Genomic DNA, 20,399 nt, shown 5'->3' with positions numbered 1-20,399 from the left:
ATCGGCGAAGTGCTGCGGCTTGCCGAGGACGGCATGGAAGAAAACCCCGTCAATCTCGACCCCCGCATGGCCAAGCTTGCCGGCGGCGTCCACCGTCTCGACGGCCAGCTCATGGTCGTCCTCGACGTCGACCGCGTCCTCGAGCTCGCGCCCGAGATGATGGCGGCCTGATACGCCGGCACATCCGCCGACGTACCTGCAATTGGAAGTGCCCCCGCGAAACGGGGTGGAAGCAGAGGTTCACATGCGAACTTGTCTCGTCGTTGATGATTCCAGCGTCATCCGCAAGGTTGCGCGCCGGATCCTGGAAGGCCTCGACTTCCAGATTCTCGAAGCCGAGGACGGTGAGAAAGCGTTGGAGGCCTGCAAGCGCGGCTTGCCCGATGCGGTCCTGCTCGATTGGAACATGCCGGTGATGGACGGCTACGAGTTCCTCGGCCATCTCCGGCGCATGCCCGGTGGCGACCAGCCCAAGGTCGTGTTCTGCACCACCGAGAACGACGTCGCGCATATCGCGCGCGCGCTGCACGCGGGCGCCAACGAGTACATCATGAAGCCTTTCGACAAGGACATCGTGACGGCGAAATTCCAGGAAGTCGGCCTTATCTGAGCGACCGTCCCGGAGGCTGAACGGCTCCTTCGGCGTTTGTTTTCAACTGACCGTTTCAGTCTGAGTTGGTGAGTAAATGAGTGTTGCGTTCGCAGGTAATTCGACCCCGGGCTCGTCGCGGGAAGCCGGACCGTTGCGGGTGATGATCGTCGATGACTCCGTCGTCATTCGCGGTCTGATCTCGCGCTGGGTCGGTGCCGAGCATGACATGGAAGTCGCGGCCTCGCTGCGCACCGGGCTCGAGGCGGTCAACCAGATCGAACGCATCAACCCCGACGTTGCCGTGCTCGATATCGAAATGCCGGAGCTCGACGGTATCTCGGCGCTGCCGCAACTCCTGGCGAAGAAGCGCGATCTCGTCATCATCATGGCCTCGACGCTGACCCGCCGCAACGCGGAGATCAGTTTCAAGGCGCTGTCGCTCGGCGCGGCCGACTACATTCCGAAGCCGGAATCGACGCGCGAGGCGTCGGCTGCGGACATCTTCCACCACGACCTGATCCAGAAAATCCGCCACCTCGGCGCACGGCTGCGCCGCAAGCCCGTGGTTGGGAGCCCGCCGCTCGCGCCCGCAAGCCCGGCCCCGGCTGCACGTGGACCGGTTGTCGCGCGGCCTGCCGCTCCGGCCCTGCATGCGTCGTCGTCGTCCTCGCCGCTGTCCACGCGTCCGTTCTCGACCCAGGCACCGAAGGTGCTGCTGATCGGCTCGTCGACCGGCGGTCCTCAGGCGCTGATGGCACTCGTCGCCGAGCTCGGCCCCGTGATCGACCGCGTCCCGGTGCTGATCACCCAGCACATGCCGCCGACCTTCACCACCATTCTCGCCGAGCATCTGGCGCGCACGAGCCGCAAGCCGGCAGCCGAAGCCGTCGATGGCGAGCCGGTGAAGCCGGGCCGCATCTATCTTGCGCCGGGCGGCAAGCACATGCGCGTCGTGCGTAGCGGCGTCGATGTGGCGATCGCGCTCGACGACGGCCCCGCCGTCAATTTCTGCAAGCCCGCCGTCGATCCGCTGTTCACTTCCGCCATCGACATCTGGCATGGCGCCATCCTCTCCGTGATCCTGACGGGCATGGGCTCGGACGGCATGCGCGGCGGCAAGGACATCGTCGCCGCCGGCGGCAGCGTGATCGCGCAGGACGAAGCCTCCAGCGTGGTCTGGGGCATGCCGGGCGCGGCGGCCAATGCCGGCATCTGCGCGGCGATCCTGCCGCTCAACCAGATCGGCAGCCGGGTCAATCGCCTGTTCGCGGGAGACCGCTCGTGACGCCGGTTGACTACGACTATCTGCGTAAATTCCTGAAAGAGCGCTCCGGCCTCGATCTCTCGCCGGACAAGCAGTATCTGGTCGAGAGCCGGCTGCTGCCGCTGGCCCGCAAGGCGAGCCTCGCCGGGATTCCCGATCTCGTGCTGAAGATCAGGAACGGCGACGGGCGGCTTGCGAGCGACGTGGTCGAGGCGATGACCACCAACGAGACCTTCTTCTACCGCGACAAGATCCCGTTCGATCATTTGCGCGAAACGATCCTGCCAGGGCTGCTTCGGGCGCGCGCGGCGCGCAAATCGCTGCGCATCTGGTCGGCGGCCTCGTCGACGGGACAAGAGCCCTATTCGATCGCGATGTGCGTAAAGGAGATGGGCGCAGCCTTCGCCGGCTGGCGCATCGAGATCGTCGCCACCGATCTGTCGCAGGAGGTGCTGGAGAAATCCAAGGCCGGCGTCTACAGCCAATTCGAGGTGCAGCGCGGCCTGCCGATCCAGCACCTGATGAAATACTTCACGCAAGCGGGCGAGGTCTGGCAGCTCAATGCCGACATCCGCGCCATGGTGCAGTTCCGCCAGCTCAATCTGTTGCAGGACTTCTCCCATCTCGGCACGTTCGACGTGATCTTCTGCCGCAATGTGCTGATCTATTTCGACCAGGACACCAAGGCCGTGATCTTCGAGCGCATGGCGAAGATTTTGGAAGCCGACGGCACGCTGCTGTTGGGCGCCGCCGAATCCGTCGTCGGCATCACCGACGCGTTCCGCCCGATCACTGACCGTCGTGGTCTCTATCAGCTCAACCCGACGCGCTCCGGCCGCCCGATGGGCGGATTGATGCCGCCGTCGTTGAAGGTGGCAGCGGCGCGGTGAGACGCGTGGCCCGCGCCTATCGGCGCCGTGATGTTGCCGCGCGTTCGAAGCTGCTTTGCTTTAACGGACCGATGCTAGGCCGATAGACGTCGGCCCGCGCGGTGCCTGTCGCCGCGTGGTGGACGATGTGACGTCGTCTGCTGTCGGAGAGACGAAAGACGAAAGCTCAACGTCGTTGACGTAGATCAACGGAGCGGCAGGTACCTGGAAACTGGTGGGGTTGTCAGGCCGTTCCTCCCTCGTCGGATGCGCCGTCCAAGACGCCGATCCGCTCGGCAAGAGAAACCAGTTCGGCTAACGACCGAACCTGCATTTTCTCCATCAAGCCGTGGCGGTGAGCTTTGATCGTACGCTCGGTCGTTCCGAGCGTGTGTGCGATCTGCTTGTTGATTTTGCCCCGAACGACGAGGTCGAAGACCTGTCGCTCGCGCGGCGTCAATTTAGCGAGACGAGCACGAGCCATGTTCAGCATGTTCTGTAGGTCTCGTGACGATCGATGGTGTGCCAAGGCTCCGGCGATTGCGCGAAGAAGGTCTTCTGAGCTTACCGGCTTGCTCAGAAAATCCTGCGCACCCGCTTTTATGGTCCGCACAGTGATCGGAATGTCGCGATAGCCGGAGAGAAATATGATCGGCAATGTCGAGCCGAGTTCGCCCAATTGTTTTTGGAGGGCAGGGCCGTCCAAGTCGGGGATTTGCACATCGAGAAGGATGCAGCTCGGAATGCTGTCGTTCGGCAGTCGGTCCAGCAACGCCTGCGCCGACGCATAGACGGCGACCTCGTAACCGGCGCGCCTTAGGTGACGCTCCATGGCCGTCAGGAAAGACAGGTCGTCGTCAACGATATGCACGAGCCCCGGCACCGGTCCCCTCTCCGTTGCAGAGAGGCTACCGCGCTATTCGGGGCGCCTAAGTATCTTTGTGCGCCCTTTTAAGACATAGCTGATCTGTCGGTGCGAAAAGTCTCTATGCACTTTGTGCCACGCCGCCGCGGTGCCTGCCTTTGTCTATGCGCAAGCCGCGAATCCAACTGACGCTTTGAACTCGCGAATAGAACCCCTCATCCGGCGCTACGCGGCGACCTTCTCCCAGAAGGGAAGAAGGGTATCCCTCACAAGATCGCATGTGGCAGAAACCGCGAGCCGTTGCCGGTGATCGGGCTCTCGTCCTCGCGGATCGACAGGCCGCAGGGTTCGTGATCGACCAGCCAGCTTCCCACCACCGGATAGAAGTCTGAGAAGTTCGGCAGCGGTGCGAGCGCCTGTCGCACGAATCCTTCGGCGCCGTAGGGGCCTGCCTGCTCGTCGAGCGGCATTCCGCCTGCTACCAGCGTGACATTGGCGCCTTCGCGCGACAGCAGCGGCTTGCGCACATAGGAGCTGCCGAGCTCGGCTGCCTGCGGATCGTCCTCGAAGAAAGCCGGCAGCAGATTGGGATGGTTCGGAAACATCTCCCAGAGCAGCGGCAGGATGCCCTTGTTGGAGAGCACCGCCTTCCACGGCGGTTCGATCCAGCGTGTCGGTGCGTCCTTGAGCTTTGCGCCGAAGCTGTCGTGGAACATCCATTCCCAGGGATAGAGCTTGAAGGCGAGCGCGATGTCGCGGTCGTCGAGATCGACGAAGCCGCCGGCATCATCGCGCCAGCCGATCGCCTCGATGTCGAGCAGCGTGGTTGCCAGTCCCGCCTGGCGCGCGGTGTCTTCGAGATAGGCAAGCGTGCCGGCATCCTCCTCATTGCCTGTGGTGCCTGTGAGATGGACGTGGCGCCCCGCAGCAATCTGCTTCCACGCTTCGATCAGTCGTTCGTGGATGGAGTTGAACTGGTCGGCCCGCGACGGGATGATGCGCCGTTCGATCGCCTGTTCGAGCCAGGTCCATTGAAACACCGCGGCTTCGAAAATCGAGGTCGGCGTGTCCGCGTTGTATTCGAGCAGCTTTGCCGGTCCCTTGCCGTCGAATTTCAGATCGAGTCGGCCATAGAGGCTGCGGTCGTCTCGTGCCCAGCTCTCGGCAATCAGGCTCCAGAACGCGTCGGATATTTTCAAGCGCCGCAGATGGCGCTCGTCGCCGATCACCCGGCCGGCGAGCTCCAGGCACATCGCGTCGATCTCGCCGGTCGGCGTCTCGATGTCGCGCTCGATCTCGTCGAGCGTGAAGGCGTAATAGGCGCGCTCGTCCCAATAGCGCTCGCCGTCGATGGTGTGAAAGGCGAAGCCGCATCGTTCGGCGGTCTGCCGCCAGTCGTCGCGCTCGGGGCAGACGATGCGTTGCATGGGTCAGCCGCCGCCAGAGAAGCCATGGCCAAACGAGCCGAAGCCGCCGCGGCTCACGCCGCCGGAGCCTGAATCGGACGACGTTCCGGACGAGGAATGGCTCGAGGAGTCGCTGCTGAAGAAGCTCGATCGCGACGAGCTGCCGCCGCCGCTGGAGGAACTGCGGCTGCTGCTGCACGAGGTGCTCGCTTGCACCGCTGGGTCCGTGCCGACAGGAGTGGGCTCGCAATTCTGCCGCGGCATCAGCGTGTAAGCGGTGGTGCCGACCGCGATCGTGCCCATCACCAGCAGCGCGACGCGGCCGGAGCGCTTCACCGGCTGTTGCGCAGGCGGCGGTCCTGCCGCCGGCCGGCGCTTGCCGAACTGCTGTTTGGAGGGTTTGTCGGCCATATCAGTGGATCATGTCAGTAGATCATGCAGGCGGCGTTGAGCAGGCCCGCGGCAAGCGAGGACAGCCCGAGCCAGATGGCGGGCGCCAGCTCGCCGGCCGCGATCCGGGCCGGCAGATTCGGCACCGGCACCCTCACCAGAAAGAGCACGATGATCTGCACGATCAGCGCGACGACCGCCCAGATCAGGCAATCCAGCACATTGGCCGAATGCGCGATGGCGCTGACCAGCGGTGCCACGAAGCCGAGCAGGCTGAGGCCGAGCGCGATCGCGGCGGCCGGCTCGTTGTCGCGGATCAGCTGGAATTCGTTGTAGGGCGTGATGCGCGTGTAGACGAACAGGTACGTCACGATGGTGATCAGCCCGGTGCAGAAATAGACCAGGAAGGCGGGCAGGCCGGCGAGTGATTGCAGGATCATCGTTTCCCCATCGTGCAGCGACCATTCGTCGGCGGGGGAAGGATAGCGGTTCAATGGCGCAAGGACGATGAGGCCGCGTTCGCGTCCCCAAAAAAACAAAACCCCGCCATTTGCGGCGGGGTCCAGGCTGGGAGGAGCAAGCCCCGAAGGGCTCGCGGGTAAAACCCAGGATCAGGCGGGAATGCGCTCTTCGACCTCGTGCGGCTCTCGCAGCACGTAGCCGCGGCCCCACACGGTCTCGATGAAGTTGCGGCCTTCCGAGGCATTCGCGAGCTTCTTGCGGAGCTTGCAGATGAAGACGTCGATGATCTTCAGCTCGGGTTCGTCCATGCCGCCATAGAGATGGTTGAGGAACATTTCCTTGGTGAGGGTCGTGCCCTTGCGGAGCGAGAGCAGCTCCAGCATCTGGTATTCCTTGCCGGTCAGATGCACGCGCTGGCCGCCGACTTCCACCGTCTTGGTGTCGAGGTTGACGACGAGGTCGCCGGTCTGGATCACCGACTGGGCATGGCCCTTGGAGCGGCGCACGATCGCGTGGATGCGGGCAACGAGCTCGTCCTTGTGGAAAGGCTTGGTCATGTAGTCGTCGGCGCCGACGCCGAGACCCTTGACCTTGTCCTCGATGCCGGCGAGGCCGGAGAGGATCAGAATGGGTGTCTTGATCTTGGAGACCCGGAGCTGCTTGAGCACGTCGTAGCCGGACATGTCGGGCAGGTTGAGGTCGAGAAGGATAATGTCGTAATCGTATAATTTACCGAGATCGACGCCTTCTTCCCCCAAATCGGTCGTGTAGACGTTGAAGCTCTCAGACTTCAACATCAGCTCGATCGACTGCGCGACGGCGCTGTCATCTTCAATCAGCAAAACGCGCATGCCAGTTCCCCATAGTCGCCGCTCCTGGGCGTCAGGTCGGCCGCATTCGCGGCACACAACAAAACGCCTTTGAACAACTGATTCGGATCCTGACAACAGATGGTTAACAAATTCTGATTCTGGAACGCAAGCCCTGTAGATGCAATTTTCGTCGAATCGCCCTAAGGTCTTGTGTGCGAAGCAGCTTTCGTTATCCGGTTGCGTTCAAGTTCCACTTTAAGAGACGGGCCTAACCGACTCCCGCGACTCAGCCTTCTTCTGAAGGGGAGTCACGCTCAGTCACAAAGACAGTGACGCAATGATTAACGATGCGGGTAAACACGAAGTTAAGCGCCGTTCAGAAATATGGCGAAACTTAAGGTTTTCGCCACGAAGCCCGGGATTATGAAGGCGATCACCTCATGAAGGCCCTCTAATGAAGGCTCTTGCCGAACAGATCGGCGACATTGACGGCATCAATATTTATGGCCGTGTGGTCGGCGTGCGCGGCCTGATGGTCGAGGTGGCCGGACCGATCCATGCGATGTCGGTCGGCGCGCGGCTCGTGATCGAGACCGGCGGCAACCGTTCCATCCCCTGCGAGGTGATCGGCTTCTCCGGCAACAACGCCGTCGTGATGCCGTTCGCCGGCCTCGACGGCGTGCGGCGCGGCTGCAAGGCCGTCATCGCCAATGCCGCAAATCAGGTGCGGCCTTGCGCGGCCTGGCTCGGCCGCGTCGTCAATGCGCTGGGTGAGCCGATCGACGGCAAGGGGCCGCTGCCGCAGGGCCCGGCGCCGATGCCGTACCGCAATTCGCCGCCGCCGGCGCACTCGCGCAAGCGCGTCGGCGCGCCGCTCGATCTCGGCGTGCGCGCGATGAACACGTTCCTGACCTGCTGCCGCGGCCAGCGCATGGGCATCTTCGCAGGCTCCGGCGTCGGCAAGTCGGTGCTGCTGTCGATGCTGGCGCGCAACGTCGATGCCGCCGTCAGCGTCATCGGGCTGATCGGCGAACGCGGCCGCGAGGTGCAGGAATTCTTGCAGGACGACCTCGGCGAGGAGGGCCTCGCGCGTTCCGTCGTCGTGGTCGCGACCTCCGACGAGCCGGCGCTGATGCGCCGCCAGGCCGCGTATCTGACGCTTGCGATCGCCGAATATTTTCGCGACGAGGAGCAGGACGTCCTTTGCCTGATGGATTCGGTGACGCGCTTTGCCATGGCCCAGCGCGAGATCGGCCTGTCCGCGGGCGAGCCGCCGACCGCCAAGGGCTACACGCCGACGGTGTTCACCGAGCTGCCGAAGCTTCTGGAGCGCGCCGGCCCGGGCCTCGGCGAGGGCGCCATCACCGCGATCTTCACGGTGCTGGTCGATGGCGACGACCATAACGAGCCGATCGCGGATGCCGTCCGTGGCATCCTCGACGGCCACATCGTGATGCAGCGCTCGATCGCCGAGCGCGGGCGCTACCCCGCCATCAACATCCTCAAATCCGTCTCCCGCACCATGCCGAAATCGGCCGACCCGGAGTTCTGGCCGACCATCCAGAAGGCGCGGGCGGTGATGGCGACCTATGCCGACATGGAGGAATTGATCCGTCTCGGCGCCTACCGCGCCGGCTCCAGCCCCGAGGTCGACGAGGCGATCCGCCTGCACGAGCCGTTGGAGGCCTTCCTGCGCCAGCGCAAGGACGAAAATGCATCGCTGGCGGACGGCTACCGCCAGTTGGCGCAAATCCTCGGCAATTTGGAAACGGAACGCTAACTTTGTCCCGTCATCATCCCATCCCACAGAGTAGCAGAGCCGGTCTTGGCCCCCGTCGGGCCTGTGGGGAGACCGGTGTTGTCCCACGTGCAGCCAAGGGACTTCTGGGGAGTACGAGTCGATGAAGTCACGTGATACCCTCATCCGCCTGAAGAAATTTCAGGTCGACGAGAAGCGCCGCCGGGTCAGCCAGATCGAGACCATGATCGCCGACTTCCAGCGGATGTCGACCGATCTTGAACGCGAGATCTCGACCGAGCAGGAGCGCGCCGGGATCAACGATCCCTCGCACTTCGCCTATCCGACCTATGCCAAGGCTGCCATCCAGCGTCGCGAGAACCTGACCCGCTCGGCCGACGAGCTGAAGGGCCAGCTCGACGAAGCCAAGGCCGCGCTGGCCGAAGCCTTCGAGGAGCTGAAGAAGGTCGAGCTTCTCGACGAGCGCGATCAGGCCCGCGAACGCGCCGAGGAAAACGCCCGCGAGCAGGCCGATCTCGACAGCATCGGCCTGATGCGTGCCCGCATGGGCGCCGTCGCCTGAGACGCTAGCCGCCAGACCTGCGAGAATTTGCAGAACCCGGACCCCAAAGGTCCGGGTTTTCGCATGTGCTGTCCACAGTGTGCCGCCGCGCCCCCTTGGTGGTCGGCTTTGTCGCGCGCTATGGTGGCGGAGTGCCAGGGCCTGCGCGGAACGCGACGGGCTGCGCATTGGGGGGCTGAATGCTGACGCCAGCAGAGCTGGTCGGGCTGATTGGGGCGGTGGCGCAGGGCGATCAGGCCGCGTTCGAGCGCCTCTACGTCGCCACGCGCGCGAAACTCTATGGCGTCGTGCTCCGTATCTTGCGCCGACAGGATCTCGCAGAGGAGGTCATTCAGGAGACCTACGTCAAGATCTGGAACAGCGCCGGCCAGTTCAATCCCGCTCTCGCGTCGCCGATCACTTGGATGGCGTCGATCGCGCGCAACCGCGCCATCGACATCGTGCGCAAGAAGACGGAAGTCTCCATCGAGGAAGAGCCGCAGGCGATGGAAGTCGCAAGCGACAGCCCCGATCCGCTGGCGCGGCGGGAGATGACCGAGGAATTGAGGCGGCTCCTGGAATGTATCGGCCGGCTCGAGCCGGACCGTCAGAGGCTCGTGCTTCTCGCCTATTACAACGGCTGGAGCCGCGATCAATTGGCGGAGAAGTTCGCGGCGCCCGTCAACACGGTGAAGACGTGGCTTCGGCGCAGCATGTTGGATATTCGCGAATGTCTCGGGCTATGAGATTCGAGCCATGAGGGCTCGTACGGTGAGGGTGGGTCTGGACCGCAAGTGATGGCCTATACGGAGGACCATATCGCGCTCGCCGCGGAATATGCGCTCGGCACGCTCGACGCCGGCGAGCGCGCGCAGGTCGAGACCATGATGGCGGTGGACAAGGCGTTCGCCGATGTCGTGCAGGCGTGGGCATTCCGGCTCGGCGTCCTCAACCAGATGGTCGGCTCGATCGAGCCGCGTCCGATCGTGTGGGAGAACATCAGGTCCGAGCTCGCGCGGACGGGCTTTGCGCAGGAGCCGCCAGCACTGCCGGACGCAGCACCGCCGCCACCTGTGCCGGAGTTTTCCTCGCCCGACACCATGCCTCCGCAGATGCCGTCGGAGGCTATGCAGCAACCGCCGCCGCCTCCCGAAGCGGAGCAGCCTGACCCGGCGCGACTTGCGCCCGATGCGCTTCCCGATGTCGCGCCTATATTCATGCCGCAGGTCCACGCGCCGGACCCGGAGGTCGTGCGCGCGCCACCGCCGCCGGTTGCCGACAACAGCAATTTGATCCGGCTCGAGGGTCGGGTGAAGCGCTGGCGCACCATCGCATCCGCCGTCGGCGCGCTCGCGGCCGCGCTGCTCGTGACGCTGTCGCTTCAGATCTTCCTGCCCGACGCGCTGCCGGGCGGCTTGCGGCCGCCAGCGCGCATCCAGACGGTCGAGGTGAAGACACCGGCGCCGCTCCCGGTATCGTCGCAATATGTCGCGCTGTTGCAGGGCCAGGGCGGCGGTCCCGCCTTCATCCTCACCATCGACGGTGCGACCAAGAACTTTACGGTGCGTAAAGTGGGTGCGACGCCGGAGCCCGGCAAGAGCTTCGAGCTCTGGCTGATCTCCGACAAGCTGCCGCGTCCGCGCTCGCTCGGCGTGATCGGCGCCGGCGATTTCACCGCACGACCGGTGCTCGGCTCGTACGATGCCGACGTCGTCAACGGCGCGACCTACGCCGTCACGCTCGAGCAGGCGGGCGGTTCGCCGAACGGCCAGCCGACCTCGGCGCCGGTGTTTTCCGGGAAGCTGATCGAAACCGTGCCGCCGTCCCCGCCGCAGGCGCCCGCGAAGAAGTAGGTTTCGATTGTCGTCCTGGCGAAAGCCAGGACCCATTACCCCAAGAGCTCGTTGCAGGAATGAGCTGTGGCCACACGGGTGAGCAACCACTCAATCCCGGGGTAATGGGTCCTGGATCGGCGCTCGCTCTGCTCGCTTGTCCAGGACGACATCGGGGGGCATTGGACGCTTCAACATCGTCGTGGCAATGCTGATCGATTTCTGTCGCCACGGTCCGCCCCGCCGTCGCATCCCGACAAATCCCGCCAAATCCGCCCCGATTTGAACCTCTGCGCGTTTCGCGGCGTCAAATGCCCGGAATTTGCAGTCGGCGCCCCCCAATCATGGTGCCGGAGAGGGGCGAGAAATCAGATGGATGCAGCGAAAACGTCGGGCATCTTCATTCACCAATATGCGGGGCTGCCACACGGCCCGGCCTTCGAGCATTGGCGCGAGCGAACTTTCGGGGCCTGCGGCCTGGATATCGGGCCGAGCCGGGGCGACAGCATCGATTGCCGGCTCCAGGTCAGCGTGGTCGACAATATCGCGCTCGCCATTCCCGAAGGCGCTTCCGCGCAATATTCACGCACCCAGAGCCACCTTGCCGACGGCAGCGACGATCTCGTCCTGATCGCGGCGCATGCGGGTCTCGTCCGCGTCGGGCAGAACGGCCATGCCGTGGAGCTTGCGCCCGCGCAGATGGTGCTCGTCGACATGGGCATCACCGGCACCGTCGGCCACACCGAGGAAGATCGCTTCACCACCATCCGCATGCCGCGCCGCGCGCTGCTGGAGATCAATCCGCGCGCCGAGGACAAGCTGTCGCAAGTGCTCTCGGACGGCGCGGTCGCCGAGACGATCTTGCGCTACCACTCCCTTGCCGCCCATCACGCGCCGCATCTCGACGCCGTCGGCCAGCGCCTCACCGCGCAGCACATGGTCGATCTCGTCGGCCTCCTGCTCGGCACCGACGCCGAGCATGCGAGTCTTGCGCGCGGGCGAGGTCATGCGGCGGCCCGTCTCGATCTCATGCGCGCCGACGTGATGGCTGCGCTTGGCCGCAACGATCTCTGCCTGTCCGAGATTGCCACGCGCTCGGGCCTGAGCCCGCGCCAGGCACAGCGCCTGTTCGAGCAGGCCGGAACGACCTTCACCGAATTCGTGTTGGAGCAGCGCCTGCTGCAGGCGCGCAAGCTGCTCAGCGATCCCCGCGCCAGGACCCGCAAGATCAGCGACATCGCGCACTCGTCAGGCTTCTCCGATCTGTCCTATTTCAACCGCGCCTTCCGCAAGCGCTTTGCCGCAACGCCGTCGGAACTGCGCGAGGCCTGAGCCGAGGCGAGAATTCGTGCGGCGCGCCGGTGCCACCGCAGTTGGCCCGCCCGGCCGGATGAGTTATATCTGTCTGCGCGGTCAGATGGCTTGATCGTTCGTCGCTTCGTCGTCGCTCTCTTGGGAAATGCAGTCAACGGACATGGCGCGTATCGTCGTGCTCGGCGCCGGGTTTGCAGGTCTGTGGGCGGCCATCGGTGCCGCACGCAAGCGCGAGGAGATCGGCGCGGCCGGCGGTGACATCGAGATCCGTGTCATCGATCGCAATCCGTATCACAACATCCGCGTCCGCAATTACGAGGCCGACCTCAGCGAGGTCGCGCTTCCGCTGCCGCAACTGCTCGATCCGATCGGCGTCAGTCACGGGGTCGGCGAGGTCGAAGCCATCGATCCGGCGCGGCGCGAGATTTCGCTGGTCACGGGTGGCGGTGACGAGACGCTGGCTTATGACCGGCTGGTGCTGGCGCTCGGCAGCGAAGTGATGCGTCCGGACATTCCCGGCCTTGCCGAGCACGCTTTCGATGTCGACACTTATGCAGCAGCGCTCCATCTCGAGGATCATCTCGCCTCGCTCGGACGCAGCGTGCCTTCGCCGGGCCGCTCGACGATCGTCGTGGTCGGCGCCGGCTTCACCGGCATCGAGGTCGCGGCCGAGATGCCCGACAGGCTGGCGCGTGCCCGTCTCACCGGCAGCCGCCGTATCATCCTGGTCGATCCGAATTCTGCCGTGGGCGCAACGATCGGCGCACATGCGCGTCCCGTCATCGATACGGCGTTGGCCTCGCTCGACGTCGAGACACGGCTTGGCGTCCGCGTCGTCTCCGTCGAGGCCGCCGGCCTGCGCCTGACCTCGGGGGAGTTCATTCCGACACGGACGGTGATCTGGTGTGCCGGGATGCGCGCGAGCCCCCTGGCGGCGAGCTTTCCGGACGCACGCGATCGCCTTGGGCGGCTTCTGGTCGATCCCATGATGCGGGTCGCGGATGTCGGCGGCGTGTTCGCGGCCGGCGACGTCGCCTCGAGCGTGGTCGACGGCTTGCATCCGACCGTGATGTCCTGCCAGTTCGCGCGTCCCATGGGCCGTTTCGCCGGTCACAACGTGGTCGCCGATCTCGCGGGCCTGCCGATGCTGCCGCTCCGGATCGACTGGTACGTGACGGTGCTCGATCTCGGTGGGTGGGGCGCGCTCTATACGGAAGGGTGGGACCGCGAAGTCCGCGCCACCGGCGCGGCCGCGAAGGCAACCAAGCAGACCATCAACCGCAAGCGCATCTATCCGCCGCTCTCGGGGCGCAAGGACGAGCTGTTCGCGGCAGCCGCGCCGACTGTGCAGGCGCCGCCGCCGACGTATGGGGCGCGGTAGTATCGGTGTCCGTTGGGGGATGACGGCGGTACGTTTTGCTTCGTCATTGCGAGCGTAGCGAAGCAATCCAGAACGTCTCTGCGAAGGGGTCCTGGATTGCTTCGTCGCAAGAGCTCCTCGCAATGACGGAGCTGGACGCGCGTGCGCTCAAATGGCGACCCACCCCAGACATGAGAAAGCGCCCGTGGGGGGCGGGCGCTTTCTGTAGTCGACTTGGGGTTGGGGTCGTCTACATATCCACGTGGCGACTTTGGGGGGCTGATAAAGAGCCGCGTGAATTCCTGAAACTCAAATCTCCTTAGCGAACGAGGGAAACGTTCGAGCTGGTGATGGCGATCGGCTTGCCCGCCTTCATGACGCGAGCGGTCTGGGTCAGGCCTTCGTCTGAACTCGTACGCGCGGTGATCCCGAGACCCGCCACCGCGATGCCGGCAACGAGCGCGACAACAACGATCTTGAGGTGGGTCGAGCGATCTGCGCTGTAAATCGAGTGGTTCATGGAAGGCTCCTGCCGCCATCTACCCGAAGTAGTCGCCTGCGTGTTTGGACAGGTTCATGCTTCCGGTGCCCAACAACCTAGTATTGGGGGGATTCGTTCCCAAGAGGCGATCACAAGAGCGTGACAGGACGTGAGAAGTCGCGATCGAAAGCGACCCTGGATCGTGCAATTTGGCAATTATTTCAAAGCTATAATGTGCCTGTCAGGCGCCTTGCCGACCGTTGATCGGCAAGGCGCCAAAACCTGAAAAACCATTTGCCTGTGGCCGAAAAACACACGGCTTCTTAAGGCAAATCAGATGCTTCCGACCGTTTTCAACCTCGCCCTGGGGTGGATTTCAGCCTGCGACAGCACGGTCGTCTGGGCCCGGAACCGCTCGACCAGGGAACGCACGAAGGGACGAATTGCCGCAGAGGTGACCAGCACCGGAGCCTCGCCTTCGCGGGCGGCGCGCTCGAAGGCCTCGCGCACGCCGGTCATGAACTCCGACAGCTTCGAGGGCTGCATCGCGAGGCTGCGCTCCTCGCCCTGGCCGATAATGGATTCGGCGAAGGCTTGTTCCCAACGGGCCGACAGCGCGATCAGCGGCAGGTACCCGCTGTAGGAGGTGTTCTGCGCACAGATCTGCCGCGCCAGGCGGGCGCGGACGTGCTCGACCATGGTGGCCGGATTGCGCGAGAACGCGAGCGAGTCGGCGATGCCTTCGAGGATGGTCGAGAGGTCGCGGATCGAGATGCGCTCGGCGAGCAGCAGCTGCAGCACGCGCTGGATGCCGGAGACCGTGACCTGTCCAGGCACGATATCCTTGACCAGCTCGCCCTGCTCCTTCGGCAGCTCCTTGAGCAGCTTCTGCACCTCGCCATAGGAGAGCAGGTCCGACATGTTGGCCTTGAGCAGCTCGGTGAGGTGGGTCGAGAGCACGGTCGCGGCGTCGACGACGGTATAGCCCTTGAGCGAGGCCTCCTCCTTGAGGCTGGCATCGACCCAGGTCGCGGGCAGGCCGAAGGTCGGCTCGGTGGTGTGGATGCCGGGCACCTGCACCTGGCTGCCGCCGGGGTCCATGACCATGAACTGGCTCGGCCAGATCTTGCCGGTGCCGGCGTCGACCTCCTTGATCTTGATGATGTAGGTGTTGGCTTCGAGCTGGACGTTGTCGAGGATGCGCACGGCGGGCATCACGAAACCCATCTCGATGGCGAGCGAGCGGCGCAGCGCCTTGATCTGCTCGGTGAGGCGGTCGGTGCCGTCGGGGCCGTTGACCAGCGGCAGCAGGGCATAGCCGAGCTCGATCTTGAGGTCGTCGATCTTCAGCGCCGCGGAGATCGGCTCCTCCGCCGCAGCAGAGCCGGCTGCGCCCGGCGTTCCCGGCGCAGGTGCGGTCTTCGCAACTTCCTCAGCCCTGGCCGTTGCCCGGTTGCGGTTGCGGGCGTGCAAGGCGAGCGCGCCGGCGCCGGAGCCGAGCGCCAGGAAGGGGAGGGTCGGGATGCCCGGCAGGGCCGCCAGCACCAGCATGACGGCGGCGGACATTGCCAGCGCCTGGGGATATCCGGAGAACTGCTTCATCAGCGCCTTGTCGGCGGCGCCGGACACGCCGGCTTTGGAGACGAGCAGGCCGGCCGCGGTCGAAACGATCAGCGCCGGGACCTGGGTGACGAGGCCGTCACCGACGGTCAGCAGCGTGTAGCTGCGGCCGGCGTCGGCAAAGGACAGGCCCTGCTGCGCCACGCCGATGATCATGCCGCCGACGACGTTGATGAAGACGATCAGGAGGCCGGCGATGGCATCGCCGCGGACGAATTTGGAGGCACCGTCCATGGCGCCGAAGAAGCCGCTCTCGTCCTCCAGATCCTTGCGCCGCTGCTTGGCGACCGTCTCGTCGATTAGGCCGGCGGAGAGATCTGCGTCGATCGCCATCTGCTTGCCGGGCATGGCGTCGAGGTGGAAGCGCGCCGCGACTTCGGCGATACGGCCCGAACCCTTGGTGATGACGACGAAGTTGACGATGATCAGGATGGCGAAGACGATGATGCCGATGACGAAATTGCCGCCCATCACGAAGCTGCCGAAGGCCTCGATGACGTGACCGGCGGCATCCGTGCCCTCGTGCCCGTGCGACAGGATCAGCCGGGTCGAGGCCATGTTGAGCGACAGCCGCAGCATGGTCGAGATCAGCAGGACGGTCGGGAAGGCGGAGAATTCCAGAGGCGCCTGGATGAAGAGCGACGTCATCAAGATCAGGATCGAGAGCGTGATCGAAATCGCCAGGAACAGGTCCAGCACGATCGCGGGCAGCGGAAGGATCAGCACCACCAGGATGGTGAGGACGCCGAGCGCCAGCGCGATATCGCCGCGCTTGAGGATGTTGCCGATCTCGGCAAGGGTGGGGAAACCGGCGTTTGTGCTGCCTACGCCCTGTCCCGCGGTGACGTCGACCATGGTAGCTGCCCCTCCGCGCGACTGCCGTCCGCGCGCCCCAAATGTCTGCGCGGCGGCCGAAGGGCCGCCGTTCCGAAGGTGAGGCACCGCACTGGCGTCCACAGGGCAATCCCCGTTCTACGCGGCTGACGACACTCGACTCCACTGGGCAATTATTGCCGGGTGTATGGTTAGCAAAGGGTTAACGGAGGGTGCGGCATGGGGGCTGATCGGGGTGTTTCGGCCATCTGGCAGGCAAGCAGTCGTCATGCCCGGGCTTGTCCCGGGCATCCACGTTCTTCATGCCGCGCGGTAGGCGTGGATGGCCGGGACAAGCCCGGCCATGACGTTGTGGAAGCGTTTGGCCGAAATTCGGCGGACGGAGGAAGTAGCCCTACTTCGCCTTCTCCATCCGGGTCACCATGTACCCCGAAGCCGCCTCCTCGGCTTCGAAACTCACCTTGTCGCCGACCTTCACCTGCTTGAGCACGGCCGGGTCCTTGACGCGGTAGACCATGGTCATGGGTTCATCCATGCCGAGGTTCTTGGCGGGCCCGTGCTTGAGCGTGATCTTGCCTGCGCCCTCGTCGATCTTCTTGACCTCGCCGGTGATCGCGGCGCCCTGGGCCGCGAAGGCACCTGTGCCAAGGCCGACGGCCAGCGACAGCGCTGCGGCGACACCGATGATGCGGTTCATGGGACTCCCCTTTATTGCTTCACGGTGACGTGGCCGACCATGCCGTAGTCGCGGTGGTCGGGAATCAGGCAGGAAAATTCGAACGTGCCGGCCTTGCTGAACTTCCAGAGGATCTCGGCTGTCTTGCTCGGCGCGAGCCTGACACCGTTGGGATCGTCATGCTCCATGTGCGGGTGCTTCTTCATCTCCACCGCATGCGCGAGATTCTCCTTTGTGGTGGCGAGCAGGAATTCATGGTCCTCCTTGCCGACATTGCGCAGCACGAAGCGGATCTGCTCGCCGCGTTTGACCTCGATCCTGGCGGGCGCGTAGTCCATCTCGTTCAGCAGGATCTCGATCGTGCGGGCGGGCTTCTTGGGATCGCCGGGCTCGCCGGCCGAAAAGGTGCCGTGCCCGTGCTGGTCGTGGGCAAAGGCCGGCGCGATGGAAAGCGCGGCCAGCGCGAGACCGAGCTTGATCGTCTTCTTCATTGGTAGCTCCAGTTGGTGGTGGTTCATCGAAACGCTCACATCTTCATGTTCTTCATCGGCGGTCCGCCTGGTTGTTGCCGCACGGGCTCCGGGGCCGGCGGCGTGACCTCGTAGGCGACGGTGCCTTGCGGGAATTGGTAGGGGCCGGGATCGCGATAATCGTCGCGCGCGAGATCCTCGCGGATCTTCATCACCGTGAACATGCCGCCCATCTCGATCGGACCAAACTGACCGGTGCCGGTCATCATCGGCAGCGTGTTGTCGGGCGCGGGCATCTCCATGTTGCCCATCGCCATGCCGGTCGAGCCCATTGCCATGCCGTCAGGCGCGAGCTTGCCGACAGCTTTGGCGAGATCCTTGCGCGACACCCCGATCATGTTGCGCATGTCGTGTCCCATCGCATTCATGGTGTGGTGCGACTTGTGGCAGTGGAACGCCCAGTCGCCGGGATTGTCGGCGAGCACGTCGAACACCCTGACAGCACCGACCGGTACGTCCGTCGTCGTCTCCGGATATTGCGCGCTCTCCGGAATCCAGCCGCCGTCGGTGCAGGTCACCGCAAAGCTGTGGCCGTGCAAATGGATCGGATGGTTGGTCATGCTGAGATTGCCGATGCGCACGCGCACCTTATCGCCGAGCCTGACCGGCAGCGGATCGATGCCGGGAAACACCCGCGCATTCCACGTCCACATGTTGAAGTCGGTCATCTCGTTGACCTTCGGCAGATAGGTGCCGGGATCGACCCGATAGGTGCTCATGACGAAGACGAAGTCGCGGTCCACGGCCCGAAAGTTCGGATCGCGTGGATGCACGACGACCATGCCCATCATGCCCATCGCCATCTGCACCATCTCGTCGGAATGCGGGTGGTACATGAAGGTCCCGCTCTTCCTCATCTCGAACTCGTAGACGAAGGTTTTCCCCGGCTGGATGTGCGGCTGCGTCAATCCGCCGACACCGTCCATGCCGCTGGGAATGATCATGCCGTGCCAGTGCACGGTGGTGTATTCGGGCAGTCTGTTGGTCACGAAGATGCGGACCTTGTCGCCCTCGACGGCCTCGATGGTCGGTCCCGGCGACTGGCCGTTATAGCCCCACAAATTCACCTTCATGCCCTCGGCGAATTCGCGCACCACGGGCTCGGCGACGAGATGGAATTCCTTCCAGTCGCCGTTCATCCGGAACGGCAGCGACCAGCCGTTGAGCGTGACGACGGGGCGATAGTCCGGCCCGCTGATCGGGTGCAGCGGCGGCTGCATCACGACCTTGTCCATGTGCGGGGCTTCCGGAATGGAGGCAGCCTGCGCGCGGCCGCTGACGACAGATGCGCCGGCGAGCGCGGCACTGCCCAAAAATCCTCGGCGGGAAAACATGTTCGCCTCCATGTCAGTGACCCGCATCGGCAGGCGCTGCCGCGGCGAGAGTGGTTGAATTCTCGCCGTCAGCAGGCGCGCCGCCGCCATTGACGGCGGTCTGCAAGTCGGATTGGGCGAGGAAGAATTTTTGCCTGGCATCGATTGCACTGCGCAGCGACGCGAGCCGCTGCCGCGCCTCGGTGAGCAGCGCAAAAATATCGACCTGCATGCTGGAGAAGCGGAGCTGCATCTCCTCGGTGATGATTTTTCGCAAGGGGATGATCTCGCGCTGATAGTGGCTGGCGATGTCGTAGCCGGAGCGATAGATCCGGTAAGCATCGCGCGCCTCGGAGCGTACATTCACTGCGCGCTCGGTGAGCCGGTTGAAGGCAAGGTTGTAGGTCTCCGCCGCCTGCCGCACCCGTACCTCGCCGCCGTCGAAGATCGGGATCTGGAACTGCACGTCGAAGCCGCGCTCGCGGAACGGTGCGCCTTCCGGATCCCGGGTGCGGCGGGAGATGCCGGCGAGATCGAGCAGCGTCACGAAGCGCGTCGCCTCGGTGAGGTTCAGCGACTTTGCCAGCGCCGTCAGTTCGAGCCGCGCGATCTGAAGGTCGATGCGATGGGCGACCGCGTCGGCTTCAATCGACGGCAACGCCTGCGGCCGGCGCGGCAGCGGCGGCAGCTGACCGGGCAGGCGGAAGTCGAGGCCGCCGTCCCACAGCCCCATTAGGCGCGCCAGCTTTTCGCGCGCGCTCGTCGCCGTCTGTCGCGCGGTGGCGAGGTCGGCGGTGGTTTCGGCGTAAAACACCTGTTCACGGGCCTGATCGAGCTTGTTGATCGAGCCGGTTTCGCCGAGCTTGACCGCGAGCTGTGCGGTCGATTCCGCCGTCGCCTTCGCATCCGTCAGCAACGCCACCATCTCGTTGCCGCCAACAGCGCGCCAATAGACGCGGCGGACATCGGCGGCAAGCCGCAACGTCGCCAGGCTAGCTCGCAATTGCGCCTGGCGAAAACGGTCGCGGGCGATCTCCGAGCGGAACGGCAGTGTGGCGAGCGCGAGGATGTCGCCCACAACCTGACGCTCGATTTCGCTGGCGCCGTTGCCCGAGATCCGCGAGACCGAGAACACGGGATTGGGCGGCAGGCTCTGCTCGACGAGATCGGTCTCGGCCAGCGCCAGCTCGTTATAGGCGGCCTGAAGCCCCTTGTTGTTGAGCAGTGCGATCTGCACGGCGGTCTCGGCGTTGAGTGTTCGCGACAGTAGTTGGCGAACGCGCGCGTCGATCGCGCCGGCCCCCTCGGCCGTTCGCACGAAGGCGACATCCTTTTTGATGGTCTGGCTCGTCAGCTCCGAGACGGCATTCATGCCGCTGTCGGGCGAGAAGGCGGCGCAGCCCGACAAGCCGAGCGAGGCAAGAACGAGCAGGCTTGGCACGAGACGGCTTGGCGCGAGACGGTGTGTCATGGCGCGCT

The 20,399-nt window shown here is 64.6% G+C and carries 20 protein-coding genes and 1 pseudogene; 10 read left to right on the top strand and 11 right to left on the bottom strand.

The window, feature by feature from the left end; translation table 11 throughout:
* From AC0L3J_RS24475 to AC0L3J_RS24460, 4 genes and pseudogenes are all read left to right on the top strand, one after another.
* A pseudogene (locus tag AC0L3J_RS24475) lies at positions 1 to 171 on the top strand (chemotaxis protein CheW); the annotation flags it as partial.
* A gap of 73 nt (positions 172 to 244) precedes the next feature.
* The gene (locus AC0L3J_RS24470) at positions 245 to 610 is read left to right on the top strand and encodes a response regulator (protein ID WP_007600538.1); all 366 of its coding nucleotides are present in this window, start codon (positions 245 to 247) and stop codon (positions 608 to 610) included.
* Positions 611 to 686: 76 nt separating this feature from the next.
* The gene (locus AC0L3J_RS24465) at positions 687 to 1,877 is read left to right on the top strand and encodes a protein-glutamate methylesterase/protein-glutamine glutaminase (RefSeq protein ID WP_473348573.1); all 1,191 of its coding nucleotides are present in this window, start codon (positions 687 to 689) and stop codon (positions 1,875 to 1,877) included.
* Positions 1,874 to 2,746: a CheR family methyltransferase gene (locus AC0L3J_RS24460; protein ID WP_473348572.1), complete on the top strand. Its 873-nt coding sequence runs from the start codon at positions 1,874 to 1,876 to the stop codon at positions 2,744 to 2,746. The genes AC0L3J_RS24465 and AC0L3J_RS24460 overlap by 4 nt, the downstream gene beginning before the upstream one ends.
* Before the next feature lie 223 nt (positions 2,747 to 2,969).
* On the opposite strand, the gene AC0L3J_RS24455 is transcribed toward AC0L3J_RS24460, so the two are convergent.
* The 5 genes from AC0L3J_RS24455 to ctrA all read right to left on the bottom strand — a co-directional run bounded on the left by AC0L3J_RS24455 (position 2,970) and on the right by ctrA (position 6,699).
* Complete coding sequence (locus tag AC0L3J_RS24455) at positions 2,970 to 3,608, bottom strand: response regulator transcription factor (RefSeq protein WP_473348571.1); 639 nt, start codon at positions 3,606 to 3,608, stop codon at positions 2,970 to 2,972.
* A gap of 248 nt (positions 3,609 to 3,856) precedes the next feature.
* Positions 3,857 to 5,017, bottom strand: a complete 1,161-nt coding sequence (locus AC0L3J_RS24450; protein WP_473348570.1) for a glutathionylspermidine synthase family protein — start codon at positions 5,015 to 5,017, stop codon at positions 3,857 to 3,859.
* Between the two features lie 3 nt (positions 5,018 to 5,020).
* Positions 5,021 to 5,407 carry a hypothetical protein gene (locus AC0L3J_RS24445; RefSeq protein WP_456765959.1) on the bottom strand — a complete coding sequence of 129 codons (387 nt, stop codon included), beginning with the start codon at positions 5,405 to 5,407 and terminating at the stop codon, positions 5,021 to 5,023.
* A 14-nt stretch (positions 5,408 to 5,421) separates the two neighbouring features.
* Complete coding sequence (locus AC0L3J_RS24440; protein WP_473348569.1) at positions 5,422 to 5,826, bottom strand: DUF350 domain-containing protein; 405 nt, start codon at positions 5,824 to 5,826, stop codon at positions 5,422 to 5,424.
* 171 nt (positions 5,827 to 5,997) lie between these two features.
* Positions 5,998 to 6,699 (bottom strand): response regulator transcription factor CtrA, encoded by a 702-nt coding sequence (gene ctrA / locus AC0L3J_RS24435; RefSeq protein ID WP_007600544.1) that lies wholly within the window; start codon positions 6,697 to 6,699, stop codon positions 5,998 to 6,000.
* Between the two features lie 415 nt (positions 6,700 to 7,114).
* On the opposite strand from ctrA, the gene fliI reads away from it, so the two are divergent.
* The 6 genes from fliI (at position 7,115) to AC0L3J_RS24405 (ending at position 13,487) form a co-directional block, all read left to right on the top strand.
* Positions 7,115 to 8,440, top strand: coding sequence for a flagellar protein export ATPase FliI (gene fliI, locus AC0L3J_RS24430; RefSeq protein WP_473348568.1), 1,326 nt, complete (start codon positions 7,115 to 7,117; stop codon positions 8,438 to 8,440).
* Positions 8,441 to 8,561: 121 nt separating this feature from the next.
* Positions 8,562 to 8,981 (top strand): flagellar export protein FliJ, encoded by a 420-nt coding sequence (gene fliJ, locus AC0L3J_RS24425; RefSeq protein ID WP_007600546.1) that lies wholly within the window; start codon positions 8,562 to 8,564, stop codon positions 8,979 to 8,981.
* Positions 8,982 to 9,160: 179 nt separating this feature from the next.
* Positions 9,161 to 9,706 (top strand): sigma-70 family RNA polymerase sigma factor, encoded by a 546-nt coding sequence (locus AC0L3J_RS24420; protein ID WP_473348567.1) that lies wholly within the window; start codon positions 9,161 to 9,163, stop codon positions 9,704 to 9,706.
* A 51-nt stretch (positions 9,707 to 9,757) separates the two neighbouring features.
* Positions 9,758 to 10,813 carry an anti-sigma factor gene (locus tag AC0L3J_RS24415; protein ID WP_473348566.1) on the top strand — a complete coding sequence of 352 codons (1,056 nt, stop codon included), beginning with the start codon at positions 9,758 to 9,760 and terminating at the stop codon, positions 10,811 to 10,813.
* A 351-nt stretch (positions 10,814 to 11,164) separates the two neighbouring features.
* On the top strand, positions 11,165 to 12,124 hold the full coding sequence (locus AC0L3J_RS24410) for a helix-turn-helix transcriptional regulator (RefSeq protein WP_473348565.1): 960 nt from the start codon (positions 11,165 to 11,167) through the stop codon (positions 12,122 to 12,124).
* Positions 12,125 to 12,266: 142 nt separating this feature from the next.
* A complete protein-coding gene (locus tag AC0L3J_RS24405) occupies positions 12,267 to 13,487 on the top strand; it encodes an NAD(P)/FAD-dependent oxidoreductase (RefSeq protein WP_473348564.1) in 1,221 nt (406 codons plus the stop codon).
* Between the two features lie 298 nt (positions 13,488 to 13,785).
* Here the strand turns inward: AC0L3J_RS24405 and AC0L3J_RS24400 are convergent, their stop codons facing one another.
* From AC0L3J_RS24400 to AC0L3J_RS24375, 6 genes are all read right to left on the bottom strand, one after another.
* Complete coding sequence (locus AC0L3J_RS24400; protein ID WP_007600553.1) at positions 13,786 to 13,986, bottom strand: hypothetical protein; 201 nt, start codon at positions 13,984 to 13,986, stop codon at positions 13,786 to 13,788.
* Positions 13,987 to 14,280: 294 nt separating this feature from the next.
* The gene (flhA, locus tag AC0L3J_RS24395) at positions 14,281 to 16,422 is read right to left on the bottom strand and encodes a flagellar biosynthesis protein FlhA (RefSeq protein ID WP_473348563.1); all 2,142 of its coding nucleotides are present in this window, start codon (positions 16,420 to 16,422) and stop codon (positions 14,281 to 14,283) included.
* 373 nt (positions 16,423 to 16,795) lie between these two features.
* Entirely contained in the window at positions 16,796 to 17,098 is a 303-nt protein-coding gene (locus tag AC0L3J_RS24390) for a copper-binding protein (protein WP_473348562.1), read from the bottom strand.
* A gap of 11 nt (positions 17,099 to 17,109) precedes the next feature.
* The gene (locus AC0L3J_RS24385) at positions 17,110 to 17,568 is read right to left on the bottom strand and encodes a cupredoxin domain-containing protein (protein WP_473348561.1); all 459 of its coding nucleotides are present in this window, start codon (positions 17,566 to 17,568) and stop codon (positions 17,110 to 17,112) included.
* A 35-nt stretch (positions 17,569 to 17,603) separates the two neighbouring features.
* Positions 17,604 to 18,941, bottom strand: coding sequence for a copper oxidase (locus AC0L3J_RS24380; RefSeq protein ID WP_473348560.1), 1,338 nt, complete (start codon positions 18,939 to 18,941; stop codon positions 17,604 to 17,606).
* Positions 18,942 to 18,954: 13 nt separating this feature from the next.
* On the bottom strand, positions 18,955 to 20,391 hold the full coding sequence (locus AC0L3J_RS24375; RefSeq protein WP_473348559.1) for a TolC family protein: 1,437 nt from the start codon (positions 20,389 to 20,391) through the stop codon (positions 18,955 to 18,957).
* Positions 20,392 to 20,399: the final 8 nt, after the last annotated feature.

The sequence above is a fragment of the Bradyrhizobium sp. Kon37 genome (assembly GCF_055807535.1).
Note: the sequence above shows the minus strand (reverse complement) of the source record. Positions and strands in the feature narration are given on the sequence as shown.

Bases quoted from the DNA above. Each gene is read 5' to 3' on its own strand.
- AC0L3J_RS24470 (WP_007600538.1), top strand. From the start codon at position 245: ATGCGAACTTGTCTCGTCGTTGATGATTCCAGCGTCATCCGCAAGGTT.
- AC0L3J_RS24465 (WP_473348573.1), top strand. From the start codon at position 687: ATGAGTGTTGCGTTCGCAGGTAATTCGACCCCGGGCTCGTCGCGGGAA.
- AC0L3J_RS24450 (WP_473348570.1), bottom strand. From the start codon at position 5,017: ATGCAACGCATCGTCTGCCCCGAGCGCGACGACTGGCGGCAGACCGCC.
- AC0L3J_RS24445 (WP_456765959.1), bottom strand. From the start codon at position 5,407: ATGGCCGACAAACCCTCCAAACAGCAGTTCGGCAAGCGCCGGCCGGCG.
- AC0L3J_RS24440 (WP_473348569.1), bottom strand. From the start codon at position 5,826: ATGATCCTGCAATCACTCGCCGGCCTGCCCGCCTTCCTGGTCTATTTC.
- ctrA (WP_007600544.1), bottom strand. From the start codon at position 6,699: ATGCGCGTTTTGCTGATTGAAGATGACAGCGCCGTCGCGCAGTCGATC.
- fliI (WP_473348568.1), top strand. From the start codon at position 7,115: ATGAAGGCTCTTGCCGAACAGATCGGCGACATTGACGGCATCAATATT.
- fliJ (WP_007600546.1), top strand. From the start codon at position 8,562: ATGAAGTCACGTGATACCCTCATCCGCCTGAAGAAATTTCAGGTCGAC.
- AC0L3J_RS24420 (WP_473348567.1), top strand. From the start codon at position 9,161: ATGCTGACGCCAGCAGAGCTGGTCGGGCTGATTGGGGCGGTGGCGCAG.
- AC0L3J_RS24415 (WP_473348566.1), top strand. From the start codon at position 9,758: ATGGCCTATACGGAGGACCATATCGCGCTCGCCGCGGAATATGCGCTC.
- AC0L3J_RS24410 (WP_473348565.1), top strand. From the start codon at position 11,165: ATGGATGCAGCGAAAACGTCGGGCATCTTCATTCACCAATATGCGGGG.
- AC0L3J_RS24405 (WP_473348564.1), top strand. From the start codon at position 12,267: ATGGCGCGTATCGTCGTGCTCGGCGCCGGGTTTGCAGGTCTGTGGGCG.
- AC0L3J_RS24400 (WP_007600553.1), bottom strand. From the start codon at position 13,986: ATGAACCACTCGATTTACAGCGCAGATCGCTCGACCCACCTCAAGATC.
- flhA (WP_473348563.1), bottom strand. From the start codon at position 16,422: ATGGTCGACGTCACCGCGGGACAGGGCGTAGGCAGCACAAACGCCGGT.
- AC0L3J_RS24390 (WP_473348562.1), bottom strand. From the start codon at position 17,098: ATGAACCGCATCATCGGTGTCGCCGCAGCGCTGTCGCTGGCCGTCGGC.
- AC0L3J_RS24385 (WP_473348561.1), bottom strand. From the start codon at position 17,568: ATGAAGAAGACGATCAAGCTCGGTCTCGCGCTGGCCGCGCTTTCCATC.
- AC0L3J_RS24380 (WP_473348560.1), bottom strand. From the start codon at position 18,941: ATGTTTTCCCGCCGAGGATTTTTGGGCAGTGCCGCGCTCGCCGGCGCA.
- AC0L3J_RS24375 (WP_473348559.1), bottom strand. From the start codon at position 20,391: ATGACACACCGTCTCGCGCCAAGCCGTCTCGTGCCAAGCCTGCTCGTT.